The organism is Qipengyuania sp., from assembly GCF_042095715.1.
Classification (GTDB): Bacteria; Pseudomonadota; Alphaproteobacteria; order Sphingomonadales; family Sphingomonadaceae; genus Qipengyuania.
Window position 1 is genome coordinate 1 of the sequence record NZ_JBELMO010000008.1, and the last position, 19,903, is coordinate 19,903.

Genomic DNA, 19,903 nt, shown 5'->3' on the forward strand with positions numbered 1-19,903 from the left:
GGGCCTGCAACGCCTGATTGCGTTCGGACTGGGAATGTTCGCCCGACAGGGCCACCACCGCAAATCCGCGATCCTGAAGCGTCGCATGGAGGTGGCGGACATTATCGCGCGTGGCGCAAAACAGGATGGCAGTTTCCGCCTCGTGATAGCGGAGCAGGTTCACCACCGCATGCTCGATCTCGGATGGGGCCACGGTGATCGCCTGATAGCTGATATCGCCATGGCCGCGATCCTGGCCTGCGAGCGCCAGGCGGAGGGCGTTGCTCTGGTATCGCTCGGCCAGGGCCACGATCGGCCGCGGCATCGTCGCCGAAAACAGCAAAGTGCGGCGGCCCTCTGGCGTCGCATCGAGAAGCGTTTCGAGGTCTTCGCGGAAACCCATGTCGAGCATTTCGTCCGCCTCGTCGAGAACGACGCCGATCAGACCCGAAAGGTCCAGCGCGCCGCGCTCCAGATGATCACGCAGGCGCCCGGGCGTTCCCACCACGATCGCCGGCCCGCCACGCAGGTTGCGGCGTTCCTTGCTGGCATCCATGCCGCCGACGCAGGTCGCGATGCGCATACCCGTCGCGCCGTAAAGCCATTGCAATTCACGGCTGACCTGCAGCGCCAGTTCGCGCGTCGGCGCGACGATCAGGGCCAGTGGGCGCTCGACAAGCGGCATTGAGCCTGTTTCGGCGAGAAGTGCCTCGGCCAGCGCCAATCCGAACGCCACGGTCTTGCCCGATCCGGTCTGCGCCGACACGATCAGGTCGCGGCCCCGCGCTTCGGTATCGATCACGGCGGACTGGACGGGGGTGAGGGCGGTGTAGCCGCGCTCTTCCAGCGCATTGCCGATGACAGGAGGCACGAATTCGAAAGACATTTCAGATCACAGACAGTTTGGCGCCGCGAGCGGCCGCGAGAAAAGAGGGGGAGTTCGAAGTCGGTCGAAAGCGCGGTGCCGGCACTGATCCGGCAGGACGTTGAGAGTCGACGCCGCGGGCCATAGCGGTAAAATGCCCGTTTGGCTCCCCCTAATCGGCTAGCGCGCCTTTTTGACCCGTTTGCGCATCATCCCTTCCTGCGCAACGCTGGCGACGAGACGGCCATCCTGGGTGAAGATATGCCCCCGGTTCATACCGCGTCCGCCGCCTGACCAAGGACTTTCGGTGGCGTAGAGAAGCCATTCGTCTGCCCGCGCGGGGGCGTGAAACCAGATCGAATGGTCGAGGCTGGCCCCTACGAGCTCGCCGCGAAACCAGCTGAGGCCATGGGGCAGCGCGGCTGTGCCCAACAGCGTGTAATCGCTGGCGTAGGCGATCACGGCCCTGTGCAAGGCCTCGTCATCAGGCAGGGGGGCGGTGGTTCGAAACCATGTATGAGCGCGGGGCTCGCTTGGCTCCGAATTCATCCAGTGAAGGACACCCGCCGTGCGCATTTCGATGGGCCGGGGCCGGAGCATGAGCGCGCGCTGGGCCTCGCTCATCCGCTCCCCCGCCTGCTCGATTGCTTCGAGGCGAAGAGAATGATCGGGCCGCAGCTCGTCGGGAGGGGGGACGTCCGGCATGGCCGCTTCGCGATGCTCCAGCCCATCTTCGGGCCGCTGGAAGCTCGCGGTCAGACTGAGGATGATCGTCCCGTCCTGCCGGGCCTGGATACGCCGGTTGGCGAAGCTTCGGCCGTCGAGGTCGCTCTCCACCGAATAGCGGGTCTCGATGCCCTCGGTCCCTGCGCGTAGGAAATATGCGTGCAGGCTGTGCGCCGCGAATTCGTCTGGCACCGTAGCCTGCGCCGCCTGAAGGGCTTGGGCAACGATCTGGCCGCCGAAGACCCGCCCCACCCCGTCCTTTTGAGGCGAACCGAGGAATCCGCCCGCTGGTTGCCTGCTGACGGTGAGGAGGTCGATAAACCCCTGAAGTGTATCGGTGTCGGATGTGCTGGACATGGAAGATCGCTTAGGGGGTGCTTTTGCCTGGCGTCAACGTCGTCCCCCCACCGGACACGCAGCACCGATATGAAAGCGGCCGCCCCGTGGTTTGTCCGGGGCGGCCGCTCACGTCTTTGATGGGAATGGTCAGCCCACGCCGCCGGCCAGCGCGGCCAGTAGCAGGAGCGCCACGATGTTCGTGATCTTGATCATCGGGTTTACGGCCGGGCCGGCAGTATCCTTGTAGGGATCGCCCACCGTATCCCCGGTGACTGCGGCCTTGTGCGCTTCGCTGCCCTTGCCGCCGTGGTTGCCGTCCTCGATGTACTTCTTGGCATTGTCCCAGGCGCCGCCGCCCGCCGTCATGGACAGCGCCACGAACAGACCGCCGACGATCACGCCCAGAAGCAACGCGCCGAGCGCCGCGAAACCGTTGGCCGGGCCCGCGATCGCGGTGATCACGAAATAGACGACAATGGGTGCGAGCACGGGCAGCAGGCTCGGTACGATCATTTCCTTGATCGCTGCCTTGGTGACAAGGTCCACAGTGCGGGCATAATCGGGGCGACTGGTGCCCGCCATGATGCCCTTGTCGGCCGCGAACTGCTCGCGCACATCCTTCACCACGTCGCCCGCTGCGCGGCCCACCGCCGTCATGCCCATCGCTCCGAAGAGATAGGGCAGCAGCGCGCCCAGCAGCAGACCGACGATGACGTAGGGGTTCTCGAGACTGAAATCGACGTCGAGGAGCGGAAAGAATTCCCCCAGATCGGTGGTGTAGGCTGCGAACAGCACTAGCGCGGCGAGGCCGGCAGAGCCGATTGCATAGCCCTTCGTGACCGCCTTGGTGGTGTTGCCCACGGCATCGAGCAGGTCAGTCTTCTCGCGAACACTATCGTCGAGCCCGGCCATTTCCGCGATCCCGCCCGCATTGTCCGTAACCGGACCATAGGCATCGAGCGCGACCACCATCCCGGCCAGTGCCAGCATCGCCGTCGCCGCATAGGCTATGCCGATGAGACCGGCGAGCTCATAGGCGATGATGATGCCAGCTACGATAACGATCGTGGGCAGGGCCGTGGATTCCAAGCTGATGGCAAGACCCTGGATCACATTGGTGCCATGACCCGTCTCCGACGCCTTGGCGATGGAGCGCACCGGGCGGTAGTTCGTCCCGGTGTAATATTCGGTAATCCAGATGATCAGGCCGGTGATCGCCAATCCGAGCAGCGAGCACCAGAACAGATCCCAGCCGGTGAAGGCCAGCACCTGCTCGGAAAGCCCTTCCTCCGCGAGGGTTCCCCCGGCAAGATCGACATCGGCAACGCTGCGCCCGATGACGGTATCGAGCCCGATGGCGGCCTCGATCGCGATGCCGATCAAGGGAATCGAAAGGATCGCGGTGACGAGAAAGCCCTTGTACATGGCGCCCATCACATTGCTGCCCTTGCCAAGCCGGACAAAGTAGGTGCCGATGATGCTGGTGACGATGCACGCGCCCCCGATCAGCAGGGGCAGTGACATCATGGGCAGCAGATAATCGCCCAGGCCCTTCAACAGCAGGGCGGTCAGCACCATGGTGGCGCCTACGGTAACCACGTAGGTTTCGAAAAGGTCGGCCGCCATGCCCGCGCAATCGCCGACATTGTCGCCCACGTTATCGGCGATGACGGCGGGGTTGCGTGGGTCATCCTCTGGAATACCGGCTTCCACCTTGCCGACAAGATCGGCACCGACGTCCGCCGCCTTGGTGAAGATGCCACCACCCAGTCGGGCGAAAATCGAGATCAGCGAAGCGCCGAAGGCGAGGGCGACCAGGGCATCGATGACCTGCCGACTGTTGGCAGCCATGCCCATCGCGTCGACCAGAACATAGAAGAAAACCGCAATGGCAAGCAGCGCCAGTCCAGCCACCAGCATTCCGGTGATCGCGCCGGCGCGAAATGCAAGGGTCAGCCCTTTCTGAAGGCTGGACTGGGCGGCCGCCGCCGTGCGCACATTGGCGCGGACCGAGATGTTCATCCCGATGAATCCCGCGACGCCCGAAAGGATGGCCCCGATTACGAAACCGGTCGCGGAAATCGGCCCGAGAAAAATCGCGACCAGAACAGCGACGACCACCCCGACGATGGCGATCGTGGTATACTGCCGCTTCAGATAGGCCTGCGCCCCTTCCTGGATGGCGCCGGCAATCTCCCGCATGCGTTCATTGCCGGCGTCGCTTCCCAGCACTTGTCTGCTGGTAACGAAACCATAGACGACGGCCACCAGACCGAGTCCAATCGATATGAGTATAAGTTCCACTGATTATCCCCTCCCCATTATATATGTGAACTCGCGGCGGGAAGAGCCGCGAGCCATGTAACATCAAGGTATAGGCGGCGCGTTCACGCTGGCAAGGCGGTAATGCACGTGGGGGATTGCGCTGGGGAAAGCCTATCCGTGCGAATAGCCTAGGGATTGGTCTTCGCCGAGCGCCTGGCCATCGACTACCAATGCTGTTCCTCGATCTTGGGCGACAGTTCCGATGCAAGCCGCGGAGACGGGAAGGACCGTATTGGGGGCCGCGGTGAAGAGCAGCTGATAATCGTCGCCCCAGCGCAGGCATTCGGACCGGCGTGCCTCGTCGGCCACGGGGGCGGCAGCACTATCGAGAACGAATGTCGCGTTGCTCGCTGTGGCCATGCGCGTCGCATCCAGCAACAGCCCGTCGGACACGTCCATCATGGCCGTGACCAAGGGCGCCAGCGCCTGCCCTTCAGCCAAGAGGGGTTCCGGGCGGCGATAAGCGAGATCGGACGTGCTGCCGCTGCGGCGGTCTTTCAACCCTTGCATTGCAAGGCCGAGCGTACCGGTCACGAAAATCTTATCGCCAGACCGCGCGCCGCGCCGGTCGGGGACGGGAACATGCGTTGCGCGCCCAACGGCGGTGCAGCCCCAACTGCGGATGGCGGGGCCCGAAACCGTATCGCCGCCCAGCAGCGGAACGTCGTAGGTTTGCAGAACCTCACGAAGCCCGTCGACGAACCGATCGTCGCCTTCGCCGAGCATGTGACCGATCAAGACGCCGATGGGCGCCGCGCCCTTCGCGGCGAGATCGGACAGATTCACCGCCACCAGCTTCCAGGCAATGTCCGCGGGATCTTCGTCGTCGCGAACATGAACTCCCTGGACGACCGTATCGTGTGTCAGGATCAGCGTTTCGCCGCCGATGTCCAGCACGGCGGCATCGTCCTGAAGGTCTCGGGCGTCTGACGTGCCCGCAATCGCGCGCAGGGCGGCGATGAACTGCTTTTCGTTCAGCGCCCGGCTTCCTTTGCCACACCGTCGAGCACGCCGTTGACGAACTTTGCCTCCCGGTCGTCGAAGAACGCCTTGGCGACATCCACATATTCGCTGATCGCGGTGGCCTTTGGCACATCGACCCGGGCAATGAGTTCGAACGTGCCCGCGCGAAGGATCTGCAGCATCGTCTTGTCGAGGCGAGCGAGGGTCCAGTTCTCGTTCAGGCGGGCGGTCAGAAGCTGGTCGATCTCGTCGCGCCGCGCCTCGACGCCGCGGACGATGGCATCAAAGAAGGGAACCTCCGCGTCGGCGAAGTGCACCTCTTCGATTTCCTTGCCCAGGCGATGCTGGTGAAATTCGTCGAGCAGCCGCGCGATGGCGGTGCCTTCCATGTGATGCTGATAAAGAGCCTGCACCGCGGCGAGGCGGGCGGCGGAACGGGCTTTGGAGCGGGCGGAAACGGTCATTGCAGTCGCAGTCTCACGGATTGGGCATGGGCGGGCAAGCCTTCGGCTTCGGCCAGCGCGATGGCAGCCGGGCCAATGGCCGCCATGGCCTGCGCGCTCGCATCGATGAAGCTGGTGCGCTTCATGAAGTCCAGCACGGAAAGGCCGCTGGCAAAGCGCGCACGGCGCCCGGTGGGAAGAACGTGGTTGGGTCCGGCGACATAGTCACCGATAGCCTCGGGCGTATGGCGGCCGAGGAAAATGCTGCCGGCGTGGCGGATGGCATCGAACAGGGGCTCGGGCTCAGCCACCGCGAGTTCGATATGCTCGGCAGCCAGCCGGTCCGCGAGCGGCGGGGCGTCTGACAGGTCGTCGACCACTACGATAAGGCCGTGCGTATCCCAGCTTTCCCGGGCGGTCTGGCCCGTCCCGAGTGACGAGAAAAGCTTTTCGACCTCCTGCATGACATGTTCCGCGAACATCGCGTCGTCGCAGATCAGGATGGCCTGCGCTGCGGGATCGTGTTCTGCCTGGCTCAACAGATCGGCGGCAATCCAAGCCGGATCGTTCGCGGCATCGGCGATGACCAGAATTTCGCTCGGCCCGGCCACCATGTCGATCCCGACCACACCGTAAAGCTGGCGTTTGGCTTCCGCGACCCAGGCGTTGCCGGGACCGGTGATCACGTCGACCTTTGAGATCCGCCCAGTGCCATATGCGAGCGCGCCAATCGCCTGCGCGCCGCCGATGCGCCATATCTCGTCGATTCCGCAGATATGCGCGGCGGCAAGCACAAGCGTGTTGACGTGATTGCCCGGTGTCGGCGTCACGACGGCGAGCCGCTCCACGCCAGCGACCTTGGCAGGAATGGCGTTCATCAGCAGCGAAGAGGGGTAGGCTGCGCGACCGCCCGGAACATAGAGACCCGCCGCATCCACCGGACGCCAGCGGGCACCGAGCCGCATCCCGACATCGTCGACATAGTCGCGGTCCTGGGGGCGCTGCCCTTCGTGATAGGCACGAATCCGGTCGGCGGCTGTGTTCAGCGCCTTGCTAAGGACCGGATCGAGTGCGTCATACGCCTCGCGACACTGCGCCGGATCAATGCGCCAGTCGGACCCTGGATCGAAACCGTCGAAGCGGGCGGTGTATTCCGCCACCGCCTCGTCACCGCGCTGGCGCACATCGGCAAGGATTGCTGCGACGTTCGCGCCGACGTCGGCCGAACTCTCGCGGCGATCCGCCACCACGCGGGCGAAGGCTTCCTCGAAACCGGGAGCTGCGGCGCGCAGGAACTGCATCAGCCTGCGCCCCGCTCGGTGGCCAGGTCGCGAAAACGCTCGACCAGCTCCGCCACCCGGCGATCCGTCTTCAACGCCGCGCGATTGACGATCAGGCGGGCGGAAATCTGGAGGATCGTGGCCTGTTCCACCAAGCCATTCTCCCGCAATGTCTGGCCGCTCGAAACCAGATCGACGATCGTTCGCGAAAGGCCGAGCGCGGGCGCGATCTCCATGGCCCCGTTCAACTTCACGCATTCCGCCTGGATACCCTGCCGCTCGAAATGCCGGCGCGTGAGATTGGGGTATTTCGTCGCCACCCGCAAATGGCTGGCCCGCCCCGGATCGGTTTCGCTGCCCTGCGGTCCCGCGATGGACAGCCGACAACGGCCAATGCCGAGATCGACGGGCGCATAAAGATCTGGATAGTCGAATTCCTCGATCACGTCGGAGCCCACGATCCCAGCTTGCGCCGCACCGTGCGCGACGAAGGTGGCCACGTCGAAGGCGCGCACGCGGATTATTCGCATCGACCCGTCCTCGCTCGCGAAGGTCAGCGAGCGGTTTGCCTTGTCGTTGAACGCGTCTTCGGGCACCACACCGGCGCGCGCCATCACCGGGAGGGCTTCTTCCAGAATGCGCCCCTTGGGTACGGCGAAGGTGAGTGGGTCGGCCATGTCGGCGCGCGGGATAGCAGCAGGGGACAAGAGCGCAATGGGATTGGAGTCGGCACGGTACGAGGCGATAGATCCGGCTGCGACAGGTCCGGAGGCGATTGCCCGCGCTTTTGAGAACCAGGTTGCCTATTGCCGGGACAATGGCGCGCCGCACACGGCGACCGTCTGTCAGGCGCTGGGAGCCTTGCTCGATACAGATCGCGGCGGTGTCACGATGGAACGGGTCCGCCGCTGGGCAGGCCCGCCGCTTTCCGACGCGCTTCCGCTGAGAATAGCGGGCGGCTTGCACGCGCTTTTCATCGCGGGGGCGGAGCCGGGTCTGGACCCGATCTACGAAGGTTTGGGGCCGCTGGATTCGGTCGACCGGATCGCCGACGCCATCGAGCGGCACGATCACGCGCTTTTGCCGTGGCTGGATGGCCCTCCCCAGACCAACGAAGCGGGTCGAAGCTGGGCCTATGCGTCGACCATGCTGTGGCTGGCCGACAAGGGTCTGCCAAGCGATTTCGCCTTGTGGGAGCTGGGTTCGAGTGCGGGCATCAACCTGATGATGCGGCGCTACCGCTATGATCTAGCCGGCGTCCAGGTCGGGCCGGAGACGGCGCGCATGCGCCTGAAACCGGACTGGCGGGGCGATCCGCCCCCCGCCGGCGATTTCGATATCGTCGAAGCGACGGGATGCGATGTATCGCCGGTCGATCTCACCGATGAGCGTCAGGCGCTCAGGCTGAAGGCCTATGTTTGGCCCGAACATACCTCACGGTTCGCCCGGATCGAAGCGGCGATCGAAGCTGCTCACCGCTTCCCGCCCGAGATCGAACGGATCAACGCGGGCGATTTCGTGGACCGGATGCTGGAAAGGCAGCCGCCCGTCGGCGTAACCAGGATGTTCGCGCATTCCGTCGTCTGGCAATATATCGCGCCGGAAGAGCAGACCCGGATTACCACCGCGATCGAGACGGCCGGGGCCAATGCCACGAAGGATGCGCCGCTCGCGTGGGTGATGCTGGAAGCCAATCGCGAAACGCACCGCCACGAGCTTACGGTACGCTATTGGCCGGGCGGCGGCGAGCCGGTCATGCTCGCCAATGCTCATCCTCACGGCGAATGGGTGAACTGGAAAGGCTGATCCTCAGCCCGTTCGCGCCAGAAACGCATCTATCGCCGCATTCACCTTTTCGGGCGCTTCCCACGGTACGAAATGGCCGCAATCCTGCACCTTTTCGAGCGAATAGTCCTCGATAACCTGGTCCAGGCCTTCGATGTTCTCGGGCGGAAGGGCCATGTCGTCCATGGCCCAGATCACCAGCGTAGGTATGGTGAGCTTCGGCAAGGCCGGGGGCGCCCAGTCCTTCGGCAATTCATAGGGCGCATCGAGGGGAGGAATGGTGATCGGGCTGGCACGGTACCAGTTGAGCATGCCGAATGCCGCGTCCCGGTTTTGCCAGTCCTCCATCAAGGCGGCGCGCTCTTCGGGTTCCATCTCGCTGGGGCGGTCCCATTTCACTTCCTGCATCAGGATCGCGGCAAGACCGTGCTCCCGGACCATGGCATCGTTGGCGGTATCGCGGAACCCGCGCATGTATTGGCTCGATTTGCGCTGGTGTTCGTTCGTGTAGAGCAATTTCTGGAAGATTGCGGGATGGGGGGCGTTGGCCACGATGCAGCGCGTGACGCGGCCGGATCCCGATCCCACTTGTCCGGCCAGGGCTACTCCCCAGGCGATGGCGCCGCCCCAGTCATGTCCGACCACGGTGAACTCGCTCACCCCAAGCTCGGCCGCGAGCAGGAAGATGTCGCCGATCAGCTTGTCGGGCGTATAGGCCTCGACCTCCTGCGGCTTCGACGAGCCGCGGTAACCGCGCTGATCGGGTGCGATGCAGCGATACCGGTCGGAAAAATGCGCGATCTGGTGCCGCCAGGTGCGATGGCTTTCGGGAAAGCCATGAAGGAACATCAGGACCGGGCCATCGCGCGGGCCGGTGTCCACCACGTCCAGTTCGATACCGTTGGCGAGCGTGACGCGCTGCTGCTCCATTTTCATTCTTCCCCTCAGAGTCTTTCCATATATCCGCGCGAGACCATTGCTGCGACCTGATCCAGCAACTGGTCCGGCGTCCTCCGCAGTTCGCCCATCGCTTCTTCCATACCTTCTGCGACGATGATCTCGCGCTGGTTGAGAGCGATGGCGTTAAGGACCCTTGCCGCCGCATCGTTCGCCGGGATGCCGTTGTCGATCGCCTTGTCGCTCTTGCGACGCGCGGACCCATCGGCGGTCAGCGCATTGCGGCTGACATCGGTCGCAACCGAGCCGGGGCAGACGACATGCACGTTCACGCCGGTTTGCGAAAGTTCGGCGCGCAGCGCATCGGCATAGCCGATCAGCCCGTGCTTCGCCGCGCAATATGCGGTCCGCAGCGGCACGCCGACCTTACCGGCGATGGACGAGATGAATACCAGCGATCCGCTACCCCGCTCCGCCATATGCGGCAGGAGCGCTTGGGTTGCGGCAATCTGGGCGGTCAGATCGACGTCGATGATCTGACGGTAGACTTCCATTGCGGTGTCGATTGCCTTGCTGCGCTGCGAGATGCCGGCATTGGCAAAGAAGATATCCACGCCGTTGTGCCAGTCCACGGCCTGTTCCGTGGCGGAGAGCATCGCAGGTTCGTCGGACACGTCGAAAGGCAGGATAAGCGTCTCGGTACCGAGGCCCGCCGCCACCTGTTGCAGCCGATCCCGGTCTCGTCCCGACAGGATAACCCCGGCTCCTCGGCTCGCAAGCTCACGCGCGAGGGCCGCGCCGATGCCGCTGGAAGCGCCTGTGACCCAAGCCGTCTTGCCGTCGAATGTCATGGGTAGCTCACGGTCTTGGGAACTTCGGGGAGGGGGATGAACTCCTCATCATCACCCGGCACTTGCGGGAAACGGCCTTCACGCCAGTCTTCCTTGGCCTGCTGGATACGGTCGCGGTTGGAGCTGACGAAGTTCCACCATACATGACGTCTGTCGGTGAACGCTTCGCCGCCCATCAGCATGACGCGGCCACCGCTGCCGGAGGTGAGCAGCAGTTGTTCGCCCGGCTTCAGGATCGTCAGTTCGTACAGGCCGAGCGACGTCCCGTCGATGGAGGCCTCGCCGCCCACCAGCATCACGGCGCGCTCGTCCGCCTCGGCGTCGATCGGGATGCGGCCGCCGGCCTTCAGGACGATGTCGGCGTTGATGGTGGCGGCATAGGTGGTCGTCTGGGCTCGCTTGCCCCACAGCTCTCCCATGATGACGGTGGCATGGGCGCCGTCGGCCTCCAGAACGGGAAGGTCCCTGACTGCTTCGAAAGCGGGATCGATCTCCTCGCTTGCCTCGGGCAGGGCTAGCCAGGTCTGCATGCCGTAGAGCCTGGGCCCTTCCGCGCGCTCGGCGGCGGGGCTGCGTTCGGAATGGACGATCCCGCGACCGGCGGTCATCAGATTGACCTGGCCCGGACGGATCGTGGCATAGCTGCCCAGGCTGTCCCGATGGTCGATCGCGCCATCGAACAGCCAAGTCACGGTGGCGAGGTTGATGTGGGGGTGGGGGCGCACATCCATGCCGCTGCCGATGTCGAGTTGAGCGGGGCCGAACTGATCCACGAACACGAAGGGGCCCACCATGCTGCGGGCCTTCGAGGGGATGGCGCGGCGTACCTCGAACTGGCCGAGATCGTGGGCGACAGGGGTGACGATCTGCTCAATCATTCAGCGTCAAGCTCCGGATAATGGCGGAAGATGCCGTCGGCGTTGAAGGCGATGCGGCGGTCGGATTGCAGATAGGCTGCGACCCCATCGATCTGCGCCACGGTATCCCTGCACGCGATCAGCTGCGGGTAATCCGCCTCGACCGACGCCATGCGTTTGGGGAACATGTAGCGCAGGCCCTCGACCAGCTGGAACAGCGAGGTGTCGACGTGGCCCCACTTCGCGCCAAGAACGAAAGGACCTGCGTCCTTGGCGGATAGCGCGTCTTCGAAATATTCGAGGAACTTCGGGATCCGCTCCTCGCGGAAGTGCTTGGCGGCGGTCTTCGCGGCGTCCTTCTGGTCGTCGTAATACAGGCTGCCCGCGAGGGGGTGGTGGACGTTGTGGACCTCCGCCACGATGTCGGTGACGGTAAGCTGGAGCATGATGAGCCTGAGGTCGGTCTCCGGATCGCCCGCGCCGAACCCATGCCGGTCGGCCAGCCAGGCGAGGATATGCGCCACCTGCGCGATGGCGAAGCCGCCCTGGGTGGCGATATAGGGCGGCGCGAACGGGCGAATGCCATCGCGATCCGCCATGTCGGCGGTCAGTGCCTCCACCCCATCGTCGCGGGCGCGGTCGCGGTACGGGACACCGGCCGCTTCCAGCGCTAGCCGCACGAACTCGCCACGGCCCTGGATCGAGGGCCAGTACCACAGATCGTAAGCCGCCCCGGTCATAGGGTCGGGGCCGATGCCTGGATGGCGAGCGCGTGGACGCGCTCCCCGGGAATGTCGCCAAGCGCCTTGTTGACCATCCGCTGTCGCTCGAGCCGGCTCTTGCCCGCGAAGGCAGGCGCCTCGATCGTGACGGTGAAATGCGACTCCCCGCTGCCATCGTCGCCGGCGTGGCCGGAATGCTTGGCACTGTCGTTGATCACGGCGAGGCGCGTGGGGGCGAAGGCTTCGGTCAGCAGCCGTTCCATTTCCTGCTGGACGGGTCCGGACATGGGGCGAATCTCCTCTCGGGGGTTCCCTAACGCAGTCACGCTCCCCATCCTAATGCGAATGCGCCAGACGCGATTTCACGGACGACACGAAGAGACGGGACAGCGCTGCATGCACCCCGGTTGCAACGAAGTGGGCGAGTTCCGAGCCCCCGGCTCGCGGTCATCGGGCTTCGACGGGCCGGGCGAATGGCGCTGGTTCTGCCTCGATCACGTGCGCGAGTTCAACGCGGGGTACGACTGGTTCGAGGGGATGAGCGCCGAGGAGATCTACGCCGCACAGGCACCGGGGGCCGGCTGGCGAACCGAACAGCCCGCCTATCGCCCCACCGCCGGGGTGGACGGGATGCCGCGCTGGTCCGACTTCGATGATCCGCTGGACGCCATCCAGGCTCGCGCGCGCGGGATCAAGAGCCGGGCGGAGCGAGAGGCGGAGCTGGCCATGGACGGGCGCTTCAGCCGCGAGGAAGCCGCCGCTCTCGAGACGATGGGCCTGGGCACCGACACGGACCGCCGCCGCCTGCGCCGCCGCTATACCGAGCTGGTCCGGCGTTATCACCCCGACCAGAACGGGGGGGACCGGAGGCACGAGGCACTGCTGAACCGTGTGGTCGAGGCGTATCAGCTGCTGCGCAAGAGCCGCGTGTTAAGCTGATCAAAACGCGCGTCTTTTCTTCGGAAGTTCACACTAAGTTCAGGCCAAAATCGACCCGGTCGTTAGTCCCTTTCCGGTTCGCCGAGCGGGAAATAATGGCGATATTCGCGCGCATCATCGATGCATCGCGCGACTGGTGGCAGCGCCAGGATTTCGGCCCGCAGAGATGCGACGCGGGGACAGTTGCCAGGTATCCGCTCGATCCAGTCGGCATAGAACAGGGATGGCGCCGCAGCGCAGGTCACCAGGCTCACATGCGGCGGCAGAGTGTTCTGGCCCAGCCACCCCTCCAGCCAGCGATAGCCGCGCAACAACCCGTCCTTGCCCGCCGCCACTTGCTCGGGATCGGGGTTTTCACGGTTGGCGATGTAGGCGTTCACCACCAGTTGGCCGACATTCATGATATAGTTATCGAACACTCGATCCATCATCCGCGCGATGGCGGCATCTGCCGGATCGAGGGGGATGAGCGGGGCAGGGCCGGGATGGTGCGCTGCAAGATATTCCACGATGGCAGCCGCTTCGAACACCGTAGTGTCCCCATCCGCCAGCACGGGGAACTTCCCGGCTGGATGCGCTGCCTTCACGAAGGCCGTGTTCTCGGCACCGTGCTCTGACCCGGGATCGACATCGCGGAATGCGAACGGCGTCGCATTGGCATAGAGTGCAATCAATGCCTTCCAAGTGTAGGACGAAAAGCGGTGGCCATAGAGCGCGAGCACCTACCAGCTCCCTTCCTGCATCTGGCGCTGGCGTAGCTGTTCGCGCTCGCTTGTGGCCGGTGCCGGGGCAAAATCGGGCATCGGGGGGATCGCGCCGCCAGCTTCGTAAGTGGCGACGATGGTGCCCTTTTCGGTGACGCGGTGATCGGTCATGCGCATGGCCGCGGGGCGGGTCCCTTCGCCGAACAGGCGCTTTCCTGAGCCCACGAGCACGGGGTAGATCATCAGCGTGAGCTCGTCGATCAACCCCGCCGAAAGCAGGGCGGGGTACAGCGTGCCGGAGCCCTGGACGATCAGGTCCGGCCCGTCTTCCGCCTTGATGGCGGCGATTTCATCGATGCCAGCCAGTCTGCGCGTGTTTTCCCATTCGAGGGGGCGACCTCCATGCGACAGCACGAACTTGGTGGCTTTGGTAAAGGCCTTCCCCATTTCGGCCTCCTCGCCTTCGACATAAGGCCAGTAGGCGGCGAAGATATCGTAGGTGCGGCGGCCGAGAAGCAGATCGTATTCGCGGCCGAACAAGGCGCCCAGCGTCTCGTTCACGCCGTCGTCCCACATGCGGAACACCCATCCACCCTCGGCAAAGCCGCCGGTGAAATCCTCCGAAGGGCCGCCGGGGGCCTGCATTACGCCGTCGAGCGAGAGGAAGGCGGCGGCGCGTATCTTGCGAGCCATCGCGTCAGCTCCCCCGCCGCGCGGCGTCGATCGCGGCGACGTCGATCTTGCGCATCGGCATCATCGCTTCGAATGCGCGCCTCGCTTCATCGCCGCCGGCGGACAGCGCGCCCATCAGGGTGCGCGGGGTGATTTGCCAGGAAAAGCCCCATTTGTCCTTGCACCAGCCGCAAGCGCTTTCCTGCCCATCGTTTCCGACAATGGCGTTCCAGTAGCGATCGGTTTCTTCCTGATCATCGGTTAGCACCATGAAGCTCACGCTTTCGTTGGGCTTGAAGTCCGGGCCGCCGTTCAGGCCGGAATATTGCCGGCCGAGCAAGGTGAAGGAAACGGTCAGCGCATCCCCCTTCTCCCCGCCCGGAAAATCGGCAGGCGCGTAAAACACGCCGTCCACGCGGCTGTCGGGAAAGGTCGCGGCATAAAAGCGCGCGGCTTCCTCGGCCGCGCCGTCGAACCACAGGACGGTGGTCAGCTTGTCATCCATTCTGAGCCTCCGCGATCAGGTCCGTGTCGATCTTTTTGGCGGCCTTGTAGGCATCGCGGGCGCGCAGGCGTTCGGCATAGGCTGTGAAAACGTCGCGCTCGGGCAGGGTGCCGAAGGCGATGCCCCAATCGACCTGGCTGCCGACATAGACGTCCGCCATGGTGAAGCGGGCGCCGCAGACGTAATCGCGGCCCGTCAGCATGGCTTCCAGCGCATCCACCGTGCGATCGTAACTGCCGAAGCCGACCATGCCCTGTTTTTGGGGATCGTCCACCGACCAACCCATGGATTGGGCGACGATGGCCTGTTCCAGCGGCCCCGCACCGAAGAAGAAATAGCGGAAATAATCGGCCCGCTCGTGGTCGTCGGGTAACAGGGCCGGGGCGCTCGCTTCGGCAAGATAATGACAGATCGCCGCCGCTTCGGTGACGACATGATCGTGCCCGCCATGATGGTGGACGAGGGTGGGGACCTTCCCCATGGGGTTGATGGACAGGAAGGCGTCCGGCTTGTCCCCCCAGTCGACAAATTCGGTCTCGTACTCGGCACCGGCCTCATGCAGGGCCCAGCGCGCGATCTGACCACGGCTCATCGGATTGGTGTAGAACGTATAGTCGGCCATCGGCTATCTCCCCCGAAAAGAACATAAATAGAACATAACGGCGCAATTCGCAAGCGAATAAGAGTCAGCGGGGGCCCACCAATCCAATCGTGGCGCCTGCCGGATCGTGCGCATAGACGCTGTATTCGCCGCCCGGGATCTGTTGCGGTTCGCCCAGCAGCTTTCCGCCCGTGGCGGTCACGGCCTCGGCAGCGCGATCGATGTTGTCGACACCGGCGAAATATTGCCAGCGCGATCCCTCGCCGCCCGGTTGCGCCTTGCCGACGGCACCGATGCCGACGCCATTGTTATGAATGAAGAAGTAATCGCCCATCTCGCCCATCGGCATGGCGCCATCCTGGGTCCAGCCGAAAAGTTCGCAGTAGAGCGCAACGGCTGCCTTCTGATCCGTGGTCCACAGCTCGTTCCAGCGGAAATGCTGCGCCTTTTCGATATCGAAGACATCGCTGCGCGCATCGGGTTGATCCGCTGGCGGGCTTGGCGTCATGACGTAGAATGCAGCACCCTGTCCGTCCGCGACCATCGCCATTCGCCCCACGTCCGGCATGTCCATCGGCGGCATGTGGATGGTTCCGCCCGCAGCGGTGATTGTGGCCAGCGCGGCGTCGACATTGGGGTGGTGAATATAGCCGACCCAGCCCGGTTTCGCGCCGCGCGCCTTCATGGCGTCGGTCAGTTCCAGCAGCCCCCCGGCGTTACCCCCATCGCTGCGGGTGATCATGCGATAGGTGGTGCCGGTGGGGATCGGCTGGCCTTCCGCCGCGATGCTCCACCCCACCACATCGCCGTAAAAGCGCCGTGCCGCGTCGATGTCGTCGGTCATCAGTTCGTACCAGATGAAGGCGCCGCGATCATCCTGTGCCATGGGATCAGCCCTCCGCGCCGGTGTCGAAAATCGGGGAGAAACCGCCGAAGATCATGCGCTTGCCGTCGAAGGGCATCTCGCCCAGCGCTTCGAAGCGCGGGTCTTCCATCATCTTTCCGACCGCATCGTCCCGCGTGGCCTTGTCGGGATATTCGATCCAGCTGAACACCACATCTTCCCCGTCTTCGGCCTTCACCGCGCGATAGAAGTCGGTGGTTTCGCCATGTTTGATGTCGTCGCTCCAGGTTTCGACGATCCGTGTCGCGCCCAGATCCATGAAGATCGGCGCGGCGGCACGGGCCTGCCTTTCGTAATCCGCACGCCTGTCGCGCGGAACCGCGATAAGGAAACCTTCAACGTAACCCATGGTTTTTCTCCTGTGTCGGATATACGGAGCTGACGCGGGGCGCCGCCGCCTTTCGGCCCTAAGCTTCGGCTAAGTCCGGCGAGCCTACTTCTGCGGCCTTCATATCCATCCAGAAGGCTTCCCAGACATGCCCATCGGGATCCTCGAAATCGCGCCCGTACATGAAGCCGTGGTCCTGCACTGGGTTGCAATCGGCAGTCCCCCCGGCGCGCGCCGCCTCGGCAATCATGCTGTCGACCGCCTCGCGGCTGTCGCAACTGAGCGCGTTCATGACCTGCGCGCTCCGCTTTGCATCGGGAATGGTCTTGGTGGTGAAGGTTTTCCATTTATCGTGTGTCAGCAACATGACGTGGATCGCGTCGGACAGGACCATGCCGGAGGCGGTCTCGTCGGAAAACCGGTCATCCTTGGTAAATCCGATCGCCTCATAAAAAGCGGTCGACTTCTGAAGATCGGCAACGGGCAGGTTTACGAATATTGTTCGGGTCATGGTCGGCATCCTCGTCAGCGACTCGAGACTTGCCCATGATGTGCCTAAGAGTTACTAAACGCAACTATGGAGTTTCAAAAAGTAACTAATAGGCCGCAATCTGCGCACGGACGGTGGTATGGCGATGCGTGCGGAACGGCTTTTGCGATGGAACTGATCGGCGAACGCTGGTCGCTGATGATCCTGCGCGAACTGATGCTGGGGCCACGCCGCTTCACGGATTTACGGGCCAGCCTGCCGGGCCTGTCCGCGAAGATCCTGACCGAGCGGTTGGCCAGCCTCGAGGCGGTGGGCGCGCTGACGCGTGAGGAACTGCCGCCCCCTGCCGCGTCGAAGGTCTATGCGCTGACGCGCTGGGCCTATGCAGCCGAACCTGCGATCCAGGAGTTGGGGCGGTGGGCCGCCATGCATTCGGGGCATGATCCTACGCTGCCGCTCTCCCCGGTATCGTTGATGCTGTCGCTGAGGACGATGTTCGATCCCGCCAAGGCCGCTGGCTTGCGGGCCACCATCGGTTTCGATGTCCGGGGCGAGCAGTTCGTGGCCGACATGGCGGACGGCGCACTTCCGATCCGCCGCGGCGATGCGCGCGAAGGGCAGGCGGTCCTCCGCGCTCCCGACGCGCCGGTGCTGGCTGCCCTGTTCTACGCCGATGTGCCCGCCGCCACGCTGGAACGGGACGCGGGGCTGGTGATCGAGGGGGATCGCGATCTGGCGATGCGCTTCGCGTCCATTTTCGAATTGCCCGAAAAGCTGGCTTAGCTGTGGGCCGGCGAGATTATGTGATGCCTATCGCTGCGAATTCTGGCGGAATGCCCAGCGCAGCGTCTTGCCCATGCCCCATGTGGCGGCGCGGGCGGGCAGGGCGGTGAGGCCGGGCTTCTCCAGCCCGAGCATGGCGCGTGCGAAGCTGGGGAGCAGCGCCATCGCCTCCGAACCCAGCATCGCCTGGACCGCCGGTGGGGCACCTTCGGGACGCTGGTTGAGGACCAGGTTTGCAACCTCCCGCGCTTGCGGGCTGGGGTGCAGGTCCCGGCGCAGATCGCGGAATATCGTCTCCGCTTCGCGCCGGTCCAGCGGAACCGGATCCGCCCCCAGCGCGCGCGCGATCACGGCGAACTGGCGATAATATTCGTCCTGCTCGTGCCCCGGCATGGTGGGGCGGACATGGCGAAGATAGGCGGCGAGAAAGCTGGTCGCCTCCGCCACATGGACCCAGGCGAGCACGCGCGGATCGCTGGCGCTGTAGGGCGTGCCGTCCGGCAGCGTGCCCCCGACCGCCGCGTGGATGCGGTTGACCCGATCAATGGCCTTCATCGCTTCGTCGCGATGGCCGAAGCTGGTCACGGCAATGAATTTGGCGGTGCGCCTCAGCCGCCCGTGCATGTCGGAGCGGAAATTGGAATGATCGAGCACCCCTTGCAGTGCATGGGGGTGGAGCATCTGGAGCAGCAGGCCGCGAATACCGCCGACCATCATGCTGACCACGTCCGCGTGCACCATGCGGATCGGCGAATCGCGTTCGAACAGGGCATCGTCCGACGGGGGCACCGGTTGTTCGCCGGCGTTCACGTCGTTGAAGACGCCGCGAACCTTGCCAACGAGGGCCAGTCTCAGCCGTTCGATCGGATCGGTCGATGGGGGTGGGGGCTGCATCTGTCCCAATATAGGCTTGGCGCGTCGTGGAGAAACCCTTAGGCCCCCAGACGAGATGAATGACATGACCGACAAGAGCTTCGACCCCTCCGCCAAAACCGTGCTTCCCGCGCCCGACATCACCGTGGACGTGCGAGAGACATTCGGGATCGATATCGACTGGCAGGTGCCCGCGTTTTCCAAGCCGGACGAGCGCACCCCCGATCTCGACGAGGCCTATGTGTTCGACCCGGACACCACGCTGGCGATCCTGGCGGGCTTCGCGCACGATCGGCGCGTGATGGTTCAGGGCTATCACGGCACGGGCAAATCCACCCATATCGAACAGGTGGCGGCGCGCCTTAACTGGCCCTGCGTGCGCATCAACCTCGATGCGCATATCAGCCGTATCGACCTGGTCGGCCGCGATGCCATCGTGCTGCGCGACGGGCTGCAGGTCACCGAATTTCGCGAAGGGTTGCTGCCCTGGGCGCTGCAGCACCCGGTCGCGCTGGTGTTCGACGAATACGACGCGGGTCGGCCCGACGTGATGTTCGTGATCCAGCGCGTGCTGGAGCAGCAGGGCAAGCTGACGCTGCTCGATCAGAACCGGGTCATCCGGCCCGACGCGGGTTTCCGCCTCTTCGCCACCGCCAACACGGTGGGCCTGGGCGACACCAGCGGCCTTTATCACGGCACGCAGGCGATCAACCAGGGCCAGATGGACCGCTGGAACATCGTGGTCGCGCTGAACTATCTCCCCGCCGAGACCGAGGTGGGCATCGTCCATGCCAAGAGCCCCGATACGGACGAAAAGACGATCGCCGACATGGTCAAGGTGGCCGATCTGACGCGCCAGGGCTTCATGAACGGTGACATTTCCACGGTGATGAGCCCGCGCACGGTGATCACCTGGGCGCAGAACGCCGCGATCTTCAAGGATCTGGGCTTCGCCTTCCGCCTGAGCTTCCTCAACAAATGCGACGAAGCCGAGCGGATGCTGGTGGCCGAATACTACCAGCGCGTCTTCGGCGAGGATCTGCCCGAGAGCGTGGTCGGCCGGGGCTGACGT

Annotated in this window: 24 protein-coding genes; 4 read left to right on the forward strand and 20 right to left on the reverse strand. The window is 64.4% G+C overall.

Going from position 1 to position 19,903, the window contains the following annotated elements; all coding sequences use genetic code 11:
* The 7 genes from ACFDTG_RS03740 to hisG form a co-directional block, all read right to left on the reverse strand.
* Positions 1-865: DEAD/DEAH box helicase (locus tag ACFDTG_RS03740; protein WP_375289703.1), on the reverse strand; the 865-nt coding region annotated here is incomplete at its 3' end.
* Between the two features lie 159 nt (positions 866-1,024).
* Positions 1,025-1,927, reverse strand: a complete 903-nt coding sequence (locus ACFDTG_RS03745) for an acyl-CoA thioesterase (RefSeq protein ID WP_375289704.1) — start codon at positions 1,925-1,927, stop codon at positions 1,025-1,027.
* A gap of 129 nt (positions 1,928-2,056) precedes the next feature.
* The gene (locus ACFDTG_RS03750) at positions 2,057-4,213 is read right to left on the reverse strand and encodes a sodium-translocating pyrophosphatase (RefSeq protein ID WP_375289705.1); all 2,157 of its coding nucleotides are present in this window, start codon (positions 4,211-4,213) and stop codon (positions 2,057-2,059) included.
* 132 nt (positions 4,214-4,345) lie between these two features.
* A complete protein-coding gene (thiL, locus tag ACFDTG_RS03755) occupies positions 4,346-5,212 on the reverse strand; it encodes a thiamine-phosphate kinase (RefSeq protein ID WP_375289741.1) in 867 nt (288 codons plus the stop codon).
* On the reverse strand, positions 5,209-5,661 hold the full coding sequence (gene nusB, locus ACFDTG_RS03760) for a transcription antitermination factor NusB (protein WP_375289706.1): 453 nt from the start codon (positions 5,659-5,661) through the stop codon (positions 5,209-5,211). Before nusB ends, thiL begins: the two co-directional genes overlap by 4 nt.
* Positions 5,658-6,941, reverse strand: coding sequence for a histidinol dehydrogenase (gene hisD, locus ACFDTG_RS03765; protein WP_375289707.1), 1,284 nt, complete (start codon positions 6,939-6,941; stop codon positions 5,658-5,660). The genes nusB and hisD overlap by 4 nt, the downstream gene beginning before the upstream one ends.
* A complete protein-coding gene (gene hisG / locus ACFDTG_RS03770; protein ID WP_375289708.1) occupies positions 6,941-7,597 on the reverse strand; it encodes an ATP phosphoribosyltransferase in 657 nt (218 codons plus the stop codon). The genes hisD and hisG overlap by 1 nt, the downstream gene beginning before the upstream one ends.
* Positions 7,598-7,634: 37 nt before the next feature.
* Between hisG and ACFDTG_RS03775 the strand changes: the two genes are divergently transcribed.
* A complete protein-coding gene (locus tag ACFDTG_RS03775; RefSeq protein WP_375289709.1) occupies positions 7,635-8,726 on the forward strand; it encodes a DUF2332 domain-containing protein in 1,092 nt (363 codons plus the stop codon).
* A gap of 3 nt (positions 8,727-8,729) precedes the next feature.
* On the opposite strand, the gene ACFDTG_RS03780 is transcribed toward ACFDTG_RS03775, so the two are convergent.
* From ACFDTG_RS03780 to ACFDTG_RS03800, 5 genes are read right to left on the reverse strand one after another with little or no spacing between them, the layout of a single operon-like run.
* The gene (locus tag ACFDTG_RS03780; protein WP_375289710.1) at positions 8,730-9,641 is read right to left on the reverse strand and encodes an alpha/beta fold hydrolase; all 912 of its coding nucleotides are present in this window, start codon (positions 9,639-9,641) and stop codon (positions 8,730-8,732) included.
* A gap of 8 nt (positions 9,642-9,649) precedes the next feature.
* Entirely contained in the window at positions 9,650-10,453 is an 804-nt protein-coding gene (locus tag ACFDTG_RS03785; RefSeq protein ID WP_375289711.1) for an SDR family NAD(P)-dependent oxidoreductase, read from the reverse strand.
* Positions 10,450-11,331, reverse strand: coding sequence for a pirin family protein (locus ACFDTG_RS03790; protein WP_375289712.1), 882 nt, complete (start codon positions 11,329-11,331; stop codon positions 10,450-10,452). The genes ACFDTG_RS03785 and ACFDTG_RS03790 overlap by 4 nt, the downstream gene beginning before the upstream one ends.
* On the reverse strand, positions 11,328-12,050 hold the full coding sequence (locus ACFDTG_RS03795) for a glutathione S-transferase (protein WP_375289713.1): 723 nt from the start codon (positions 12,048-12,050) through the stop codon (positions 11,328-11,330). Before ACFDTG_RS03795 ends, ACFDTG_RS03790 begins: the two co-directional genes overlap by 4 nt.
* The gene (locus ACFDTG_RS03800; protein ID WP_375289714.1) at positions 12,047-12,319 is read right to left on the reverse strand and encodes a BolA family protein; all 273 of its coding nucleotides are present in this window, start codon (positions 12,317-12,319) and stop codon (positions 12,047-12,049) included. The genes ACFDTG_RS03795 and ACFDTG_RS03800 overlap by 4 nt, the downstream gene beginning before the upstream one ends.
* Positions 12,320-12,377: 58 nt before the next feature.
* Here ACFDTG_RS03800 and ACFDTG_RS03805 point away from each other — a divergent pair, with 58 nt between their 5' ends.
* Positions 12,378-12,971 carry a DnaJ domain-containing protein gene (locus ACFDTG_RS03805; RefSeq protein ID WP_375289715.1) on the forward strand — a complete coding sequence of 198 codons (594 nt, stop codon included), beginning with the start codon at positions 12,378-12,380 and terminating at the stop codon, positions 12,969-12,971.
* Positions 12,972-13,033: 62 nt separating this feature from the next.
* Here ACFDTG_RS03805 and ACFDTG_RS03810 read toward each other — a convergent pair whose 3' ends face one another.
* From ACFDTG_RS03810 to ACFDTG_RS03840, 7 genes are all read right to left on the reverse strand, one after another.
* Positions 13,034-13,693, reverse strand: a complete 660-nt coding sequence (locus tag ACFDTG_RS03810; RefSeq protein WP_375289716.1) for a glutathione S-transferase family protein — start codon at positions 13,691-13,693, stop codon at positions 13,034-13,036.
* Entirely contained in the window at positions 13,694-14,368 is a 675-nt protein-coding gene (locus tag ACFDTG_RS03815) for a dihydrofolate reductase family protein (RefSeq protein WP_375289717.1), read from the reverse strand. It abuts the gene before it with no gap.
* A gap of 4 nt (positions 14,369-14,372) precedes the next feature.
* Positions 14,373-14,852 carry a VOC family protein gene (locus ACFDTG_RS03820; protein WP_375289718.1) on the reverse strand — a complete coding sequence of 160 codons (480 nt, stop codon included), beginning with the start codon at positions 14,850-14,852 and terminating at the stop codon, positions 14,373-14,375.
* Positions 14,845-15,474, reverse strand: a complete 630-nt coding sequence (locus ACFDTG_RS03825) for a glutathione S-transferase family protein (RefSeq protein WP_375289719.1) — start codon at positions 15,472-15,474, stop codon at positions 14,845-14,847. Before ACFDTG_RS03825 ends, ACFDTG_RS03820 begins: the two co-directional genes overlap by 8 nt.
* A 64-nt stretch (positions 15,475-15,538) precedes the next feature.
* The gene (locus ACFDTG_RS03830) at positions 15,539-16,339 is read right to left on the reverse strand and encodes a VOC family protein (protein WP_375289720.1); all 801 of its coding nucleotides are present in this window, start codon (positions 16,337-16,339) and stop codon (positions 15,539-15,541) included.
* A 4-nt stretch (positions 16,340-16,343) separates the two neighbouring features.
* The gene (locus ACFDTG_RS03835) at positions 16,344-16,706 is read right to left on the reverse strand and encodes a DUF1428 domain-containing protein (protein WP_375289721.1); all 363 of its coding nucleotides are present in this window, start codon (positions 16,704-16,706) and stop codon (positions 16,344-16,346) included.
* A 58-nt stretch (positions 16,707-16,764) separates the two neighbouring features.
* Entirely contained in the window at positions 16,765-17,196 is a 432-nt protein-coding gene (locus tag ACFDTG_RS03840) for a VOC family protein (RefSeq protein ID WP_375289722.1), read from the reverse strand.
* 147 nt (positions 17,197-17,343) lie between these two features.
* Here ACFDTG_RS03840 and ACFDTG_RS03845 point away from each other — a divergent pair, with 147 nt between their 5' ends.
* The gene (locus ACFDTG_RS03845) at positions 17,344-17,958 is read left to right on the forward strand and encodes a winged helix-turn-helix transcriptional regulator (protein WP_375289723.1); all 615 of its coding nucleotides are present in this window, start codon (positions 17,344-17,346) and stop codon (positions 17,956-17,958) included.
* A gap of 27 nt (positions 17,959-17,985) precedes the next feature.
* On the opposite strand, the gene ACFDTG_RS03850 is transcribed toward ACFDTG_RS03845, so the two are convergent.
* Positions 17,986-18,852 (reverse strand): oxygenase MpaB family protein, encoded by an 867-nt coding sequence (locus ACFDTG_RS03850; protein ID WP_375289724.1) that lies wholly within the window; start codon positions 18,850-18,852, stop codon positions 17,986-17,988.
* Between the two features lie 55 nt (positions 18,853-18,907).
* On the opposite strand from ACFDTG_RS03850, the gene cobS reads away from it, so the two are divergent.
* Positions 18,908-19,900 (forward strand): cobaltochelatase subunit CobS, encoded by a 993-nt coding sequence (cobS, locus tag ACFDTG_RS03855; RefSeq protein ID WP_375289725.1) that lies wholly within the window; start codon positions 18,908-18,910, stop codon positions 19,898-19,900.
* Positions 19,901-19,903 lie beyond the last annotated feature (3 nt).

Excerpts from the sequence above, each read along its gene's own strand:
- ACFDTG_RS03745 (WP_375289704.1), bottom strand. The coding sequence starts at position 1,927 with ATGTCCAGCACATCCGACACCGATACACTTCAGGGGTTTATCGACCTC.
- nusB (WP_375289706.1), bottom strand. The coding sequence starts at position 5,661 with ATGACCGTTTCCGCCCGCTCCAAAGCCCGTTCCGCCGCCCGCCTCGCC.
- hisD (WP_375289707.1), bottom strand. The coding sequence starts at position 6,941 with ATGCAGTTCCTGCGCGCCGCAGCTCCCGGTTTCGAGGAAGCCTTCGCC.
- hisG (WP_375289708.1), bottom strand. The coding sequence starts at position 7,597 with ATGGCCGACCCACTCACCTTCGCCGTACCCAAGGGGCGCATTCTGGAA.
- ACFDTG_RS03775 (WP_375289709.1), top strand. The coding sequence starts at position 7,635 with ATGGGATTGGAGTCGGCACGGTACGAGGCGATAGATCCGGCTGCGACA.
- ACFDTG_RS03780 (WP_375289710.1), bottom strand. The coding sequence starts at position 9,641 with ATGAAAATGGAGCAGCAGCGCGTCACGCTCGCCAACGGTATCGAACTG.
- ACFDTG_RS03785 (WP_375289711.1), bottom strand. The coding sequence starts at position 10,453 with ATGACATTCGACGGCAAGACGGCTTGGGTCACAGGCGCTTCCAGCGGC.
- ACFDTG_RS03790 (WP_375289712.1), bottom strand. The coding sequence starts at position 11,331 with ATGATTGAGCAGATCGTCACCCCTGTCGCCCACGATCTCGGCCAGTTC.
- ACFDTG_RS03795 (WP_375289713.1), bottom strand. The coding sequence starts at position 12,050 with ATGACCGGGGCGGCTTACGATCTGTGGTACTGGCCCTCGATCCAGGGC.
- ACFDTG_RS03800 (WP_375289714.1), bottom strand. The coding sequence starts at position 12,319 with ATGTCCGGACCCGTCCAGCAGGAAATGGAACGGCTGCTGACCGAAGCC.
- ACFDTG_RS03805 (WP_375289715.1), top strand. The coding sequence starts at position 12,378 with ATGCGCCAGACGCGATTTCACGGACGACACGAAGAGACGGGACAGCGC.
- ACFDTG_RS03815 (WP_375289717.1), bottom strand. The coding sequence starts at position 14,368 with ATGGCTCGCAAGATACGCGCCGCCGCCTTCCTCTCGCTCGACGGCGTA.
- ACFDTG_RS03820 (WP_375289718.1), bottom strand. The coding sequence starts at position 14,852 with ATGGATGACAAGCTGACCACCGTCCTGTGGTTCGACGGCGCGGCCGAG.
- ACFDTG_RS03825 (WP_375289719.1), bottom strand. The coding sequence starts at position 15,474 with ATGGCCGACTATACGTTCTACACCAATCCGATGAGCCGTGGTCAGATC.
- ACFDTG_RS03830 (WP_375289720.1), bottom strand. The coding sequence starts at position 16,339 with ATGGCACAGGATGATCGCGGCGCCTTCATCTGGTACGAACTGATGACC.
- ACFDTG_RS03835 (WP_375289721.1), bottom strand. The coding sequence starts at position 16,706 with ATGGGTTACGTTGAAGGTTTCCTTATCGCGGTTCCGCGCGACAGGCGT.
- ACFDTG_RS03840 (WP_375289722.1), bottom strand. The coding sequence starts at position 17,196 with ATGACCCGAACAATATTCGTAAACCTGCCCGTTGCCGATCTTCAGAAG.
- ACFDTG_RS03845 (WP_375289723.1), top strand. The coding sequence starts at position 17,344 with ATGGAACTGATCGGCGAACGCTGGTCGCTGATGATCCTGCGCGAACTG.
- ACFDTG_RS03850 (WP_375289724.1), bottom strand. The coding sequence starts at position 18,852 with ATGCAGCCCCCACCCCCATCGACCGATCCGATCGAACGGCTGAGACTG.
- cobS (WP_375289725.1), top strand. The coding sequence starts at position 18,908 with ATGAATGACATGACCGACAAGAGCTTCGACCCCTCCGCCAAAACCGTG.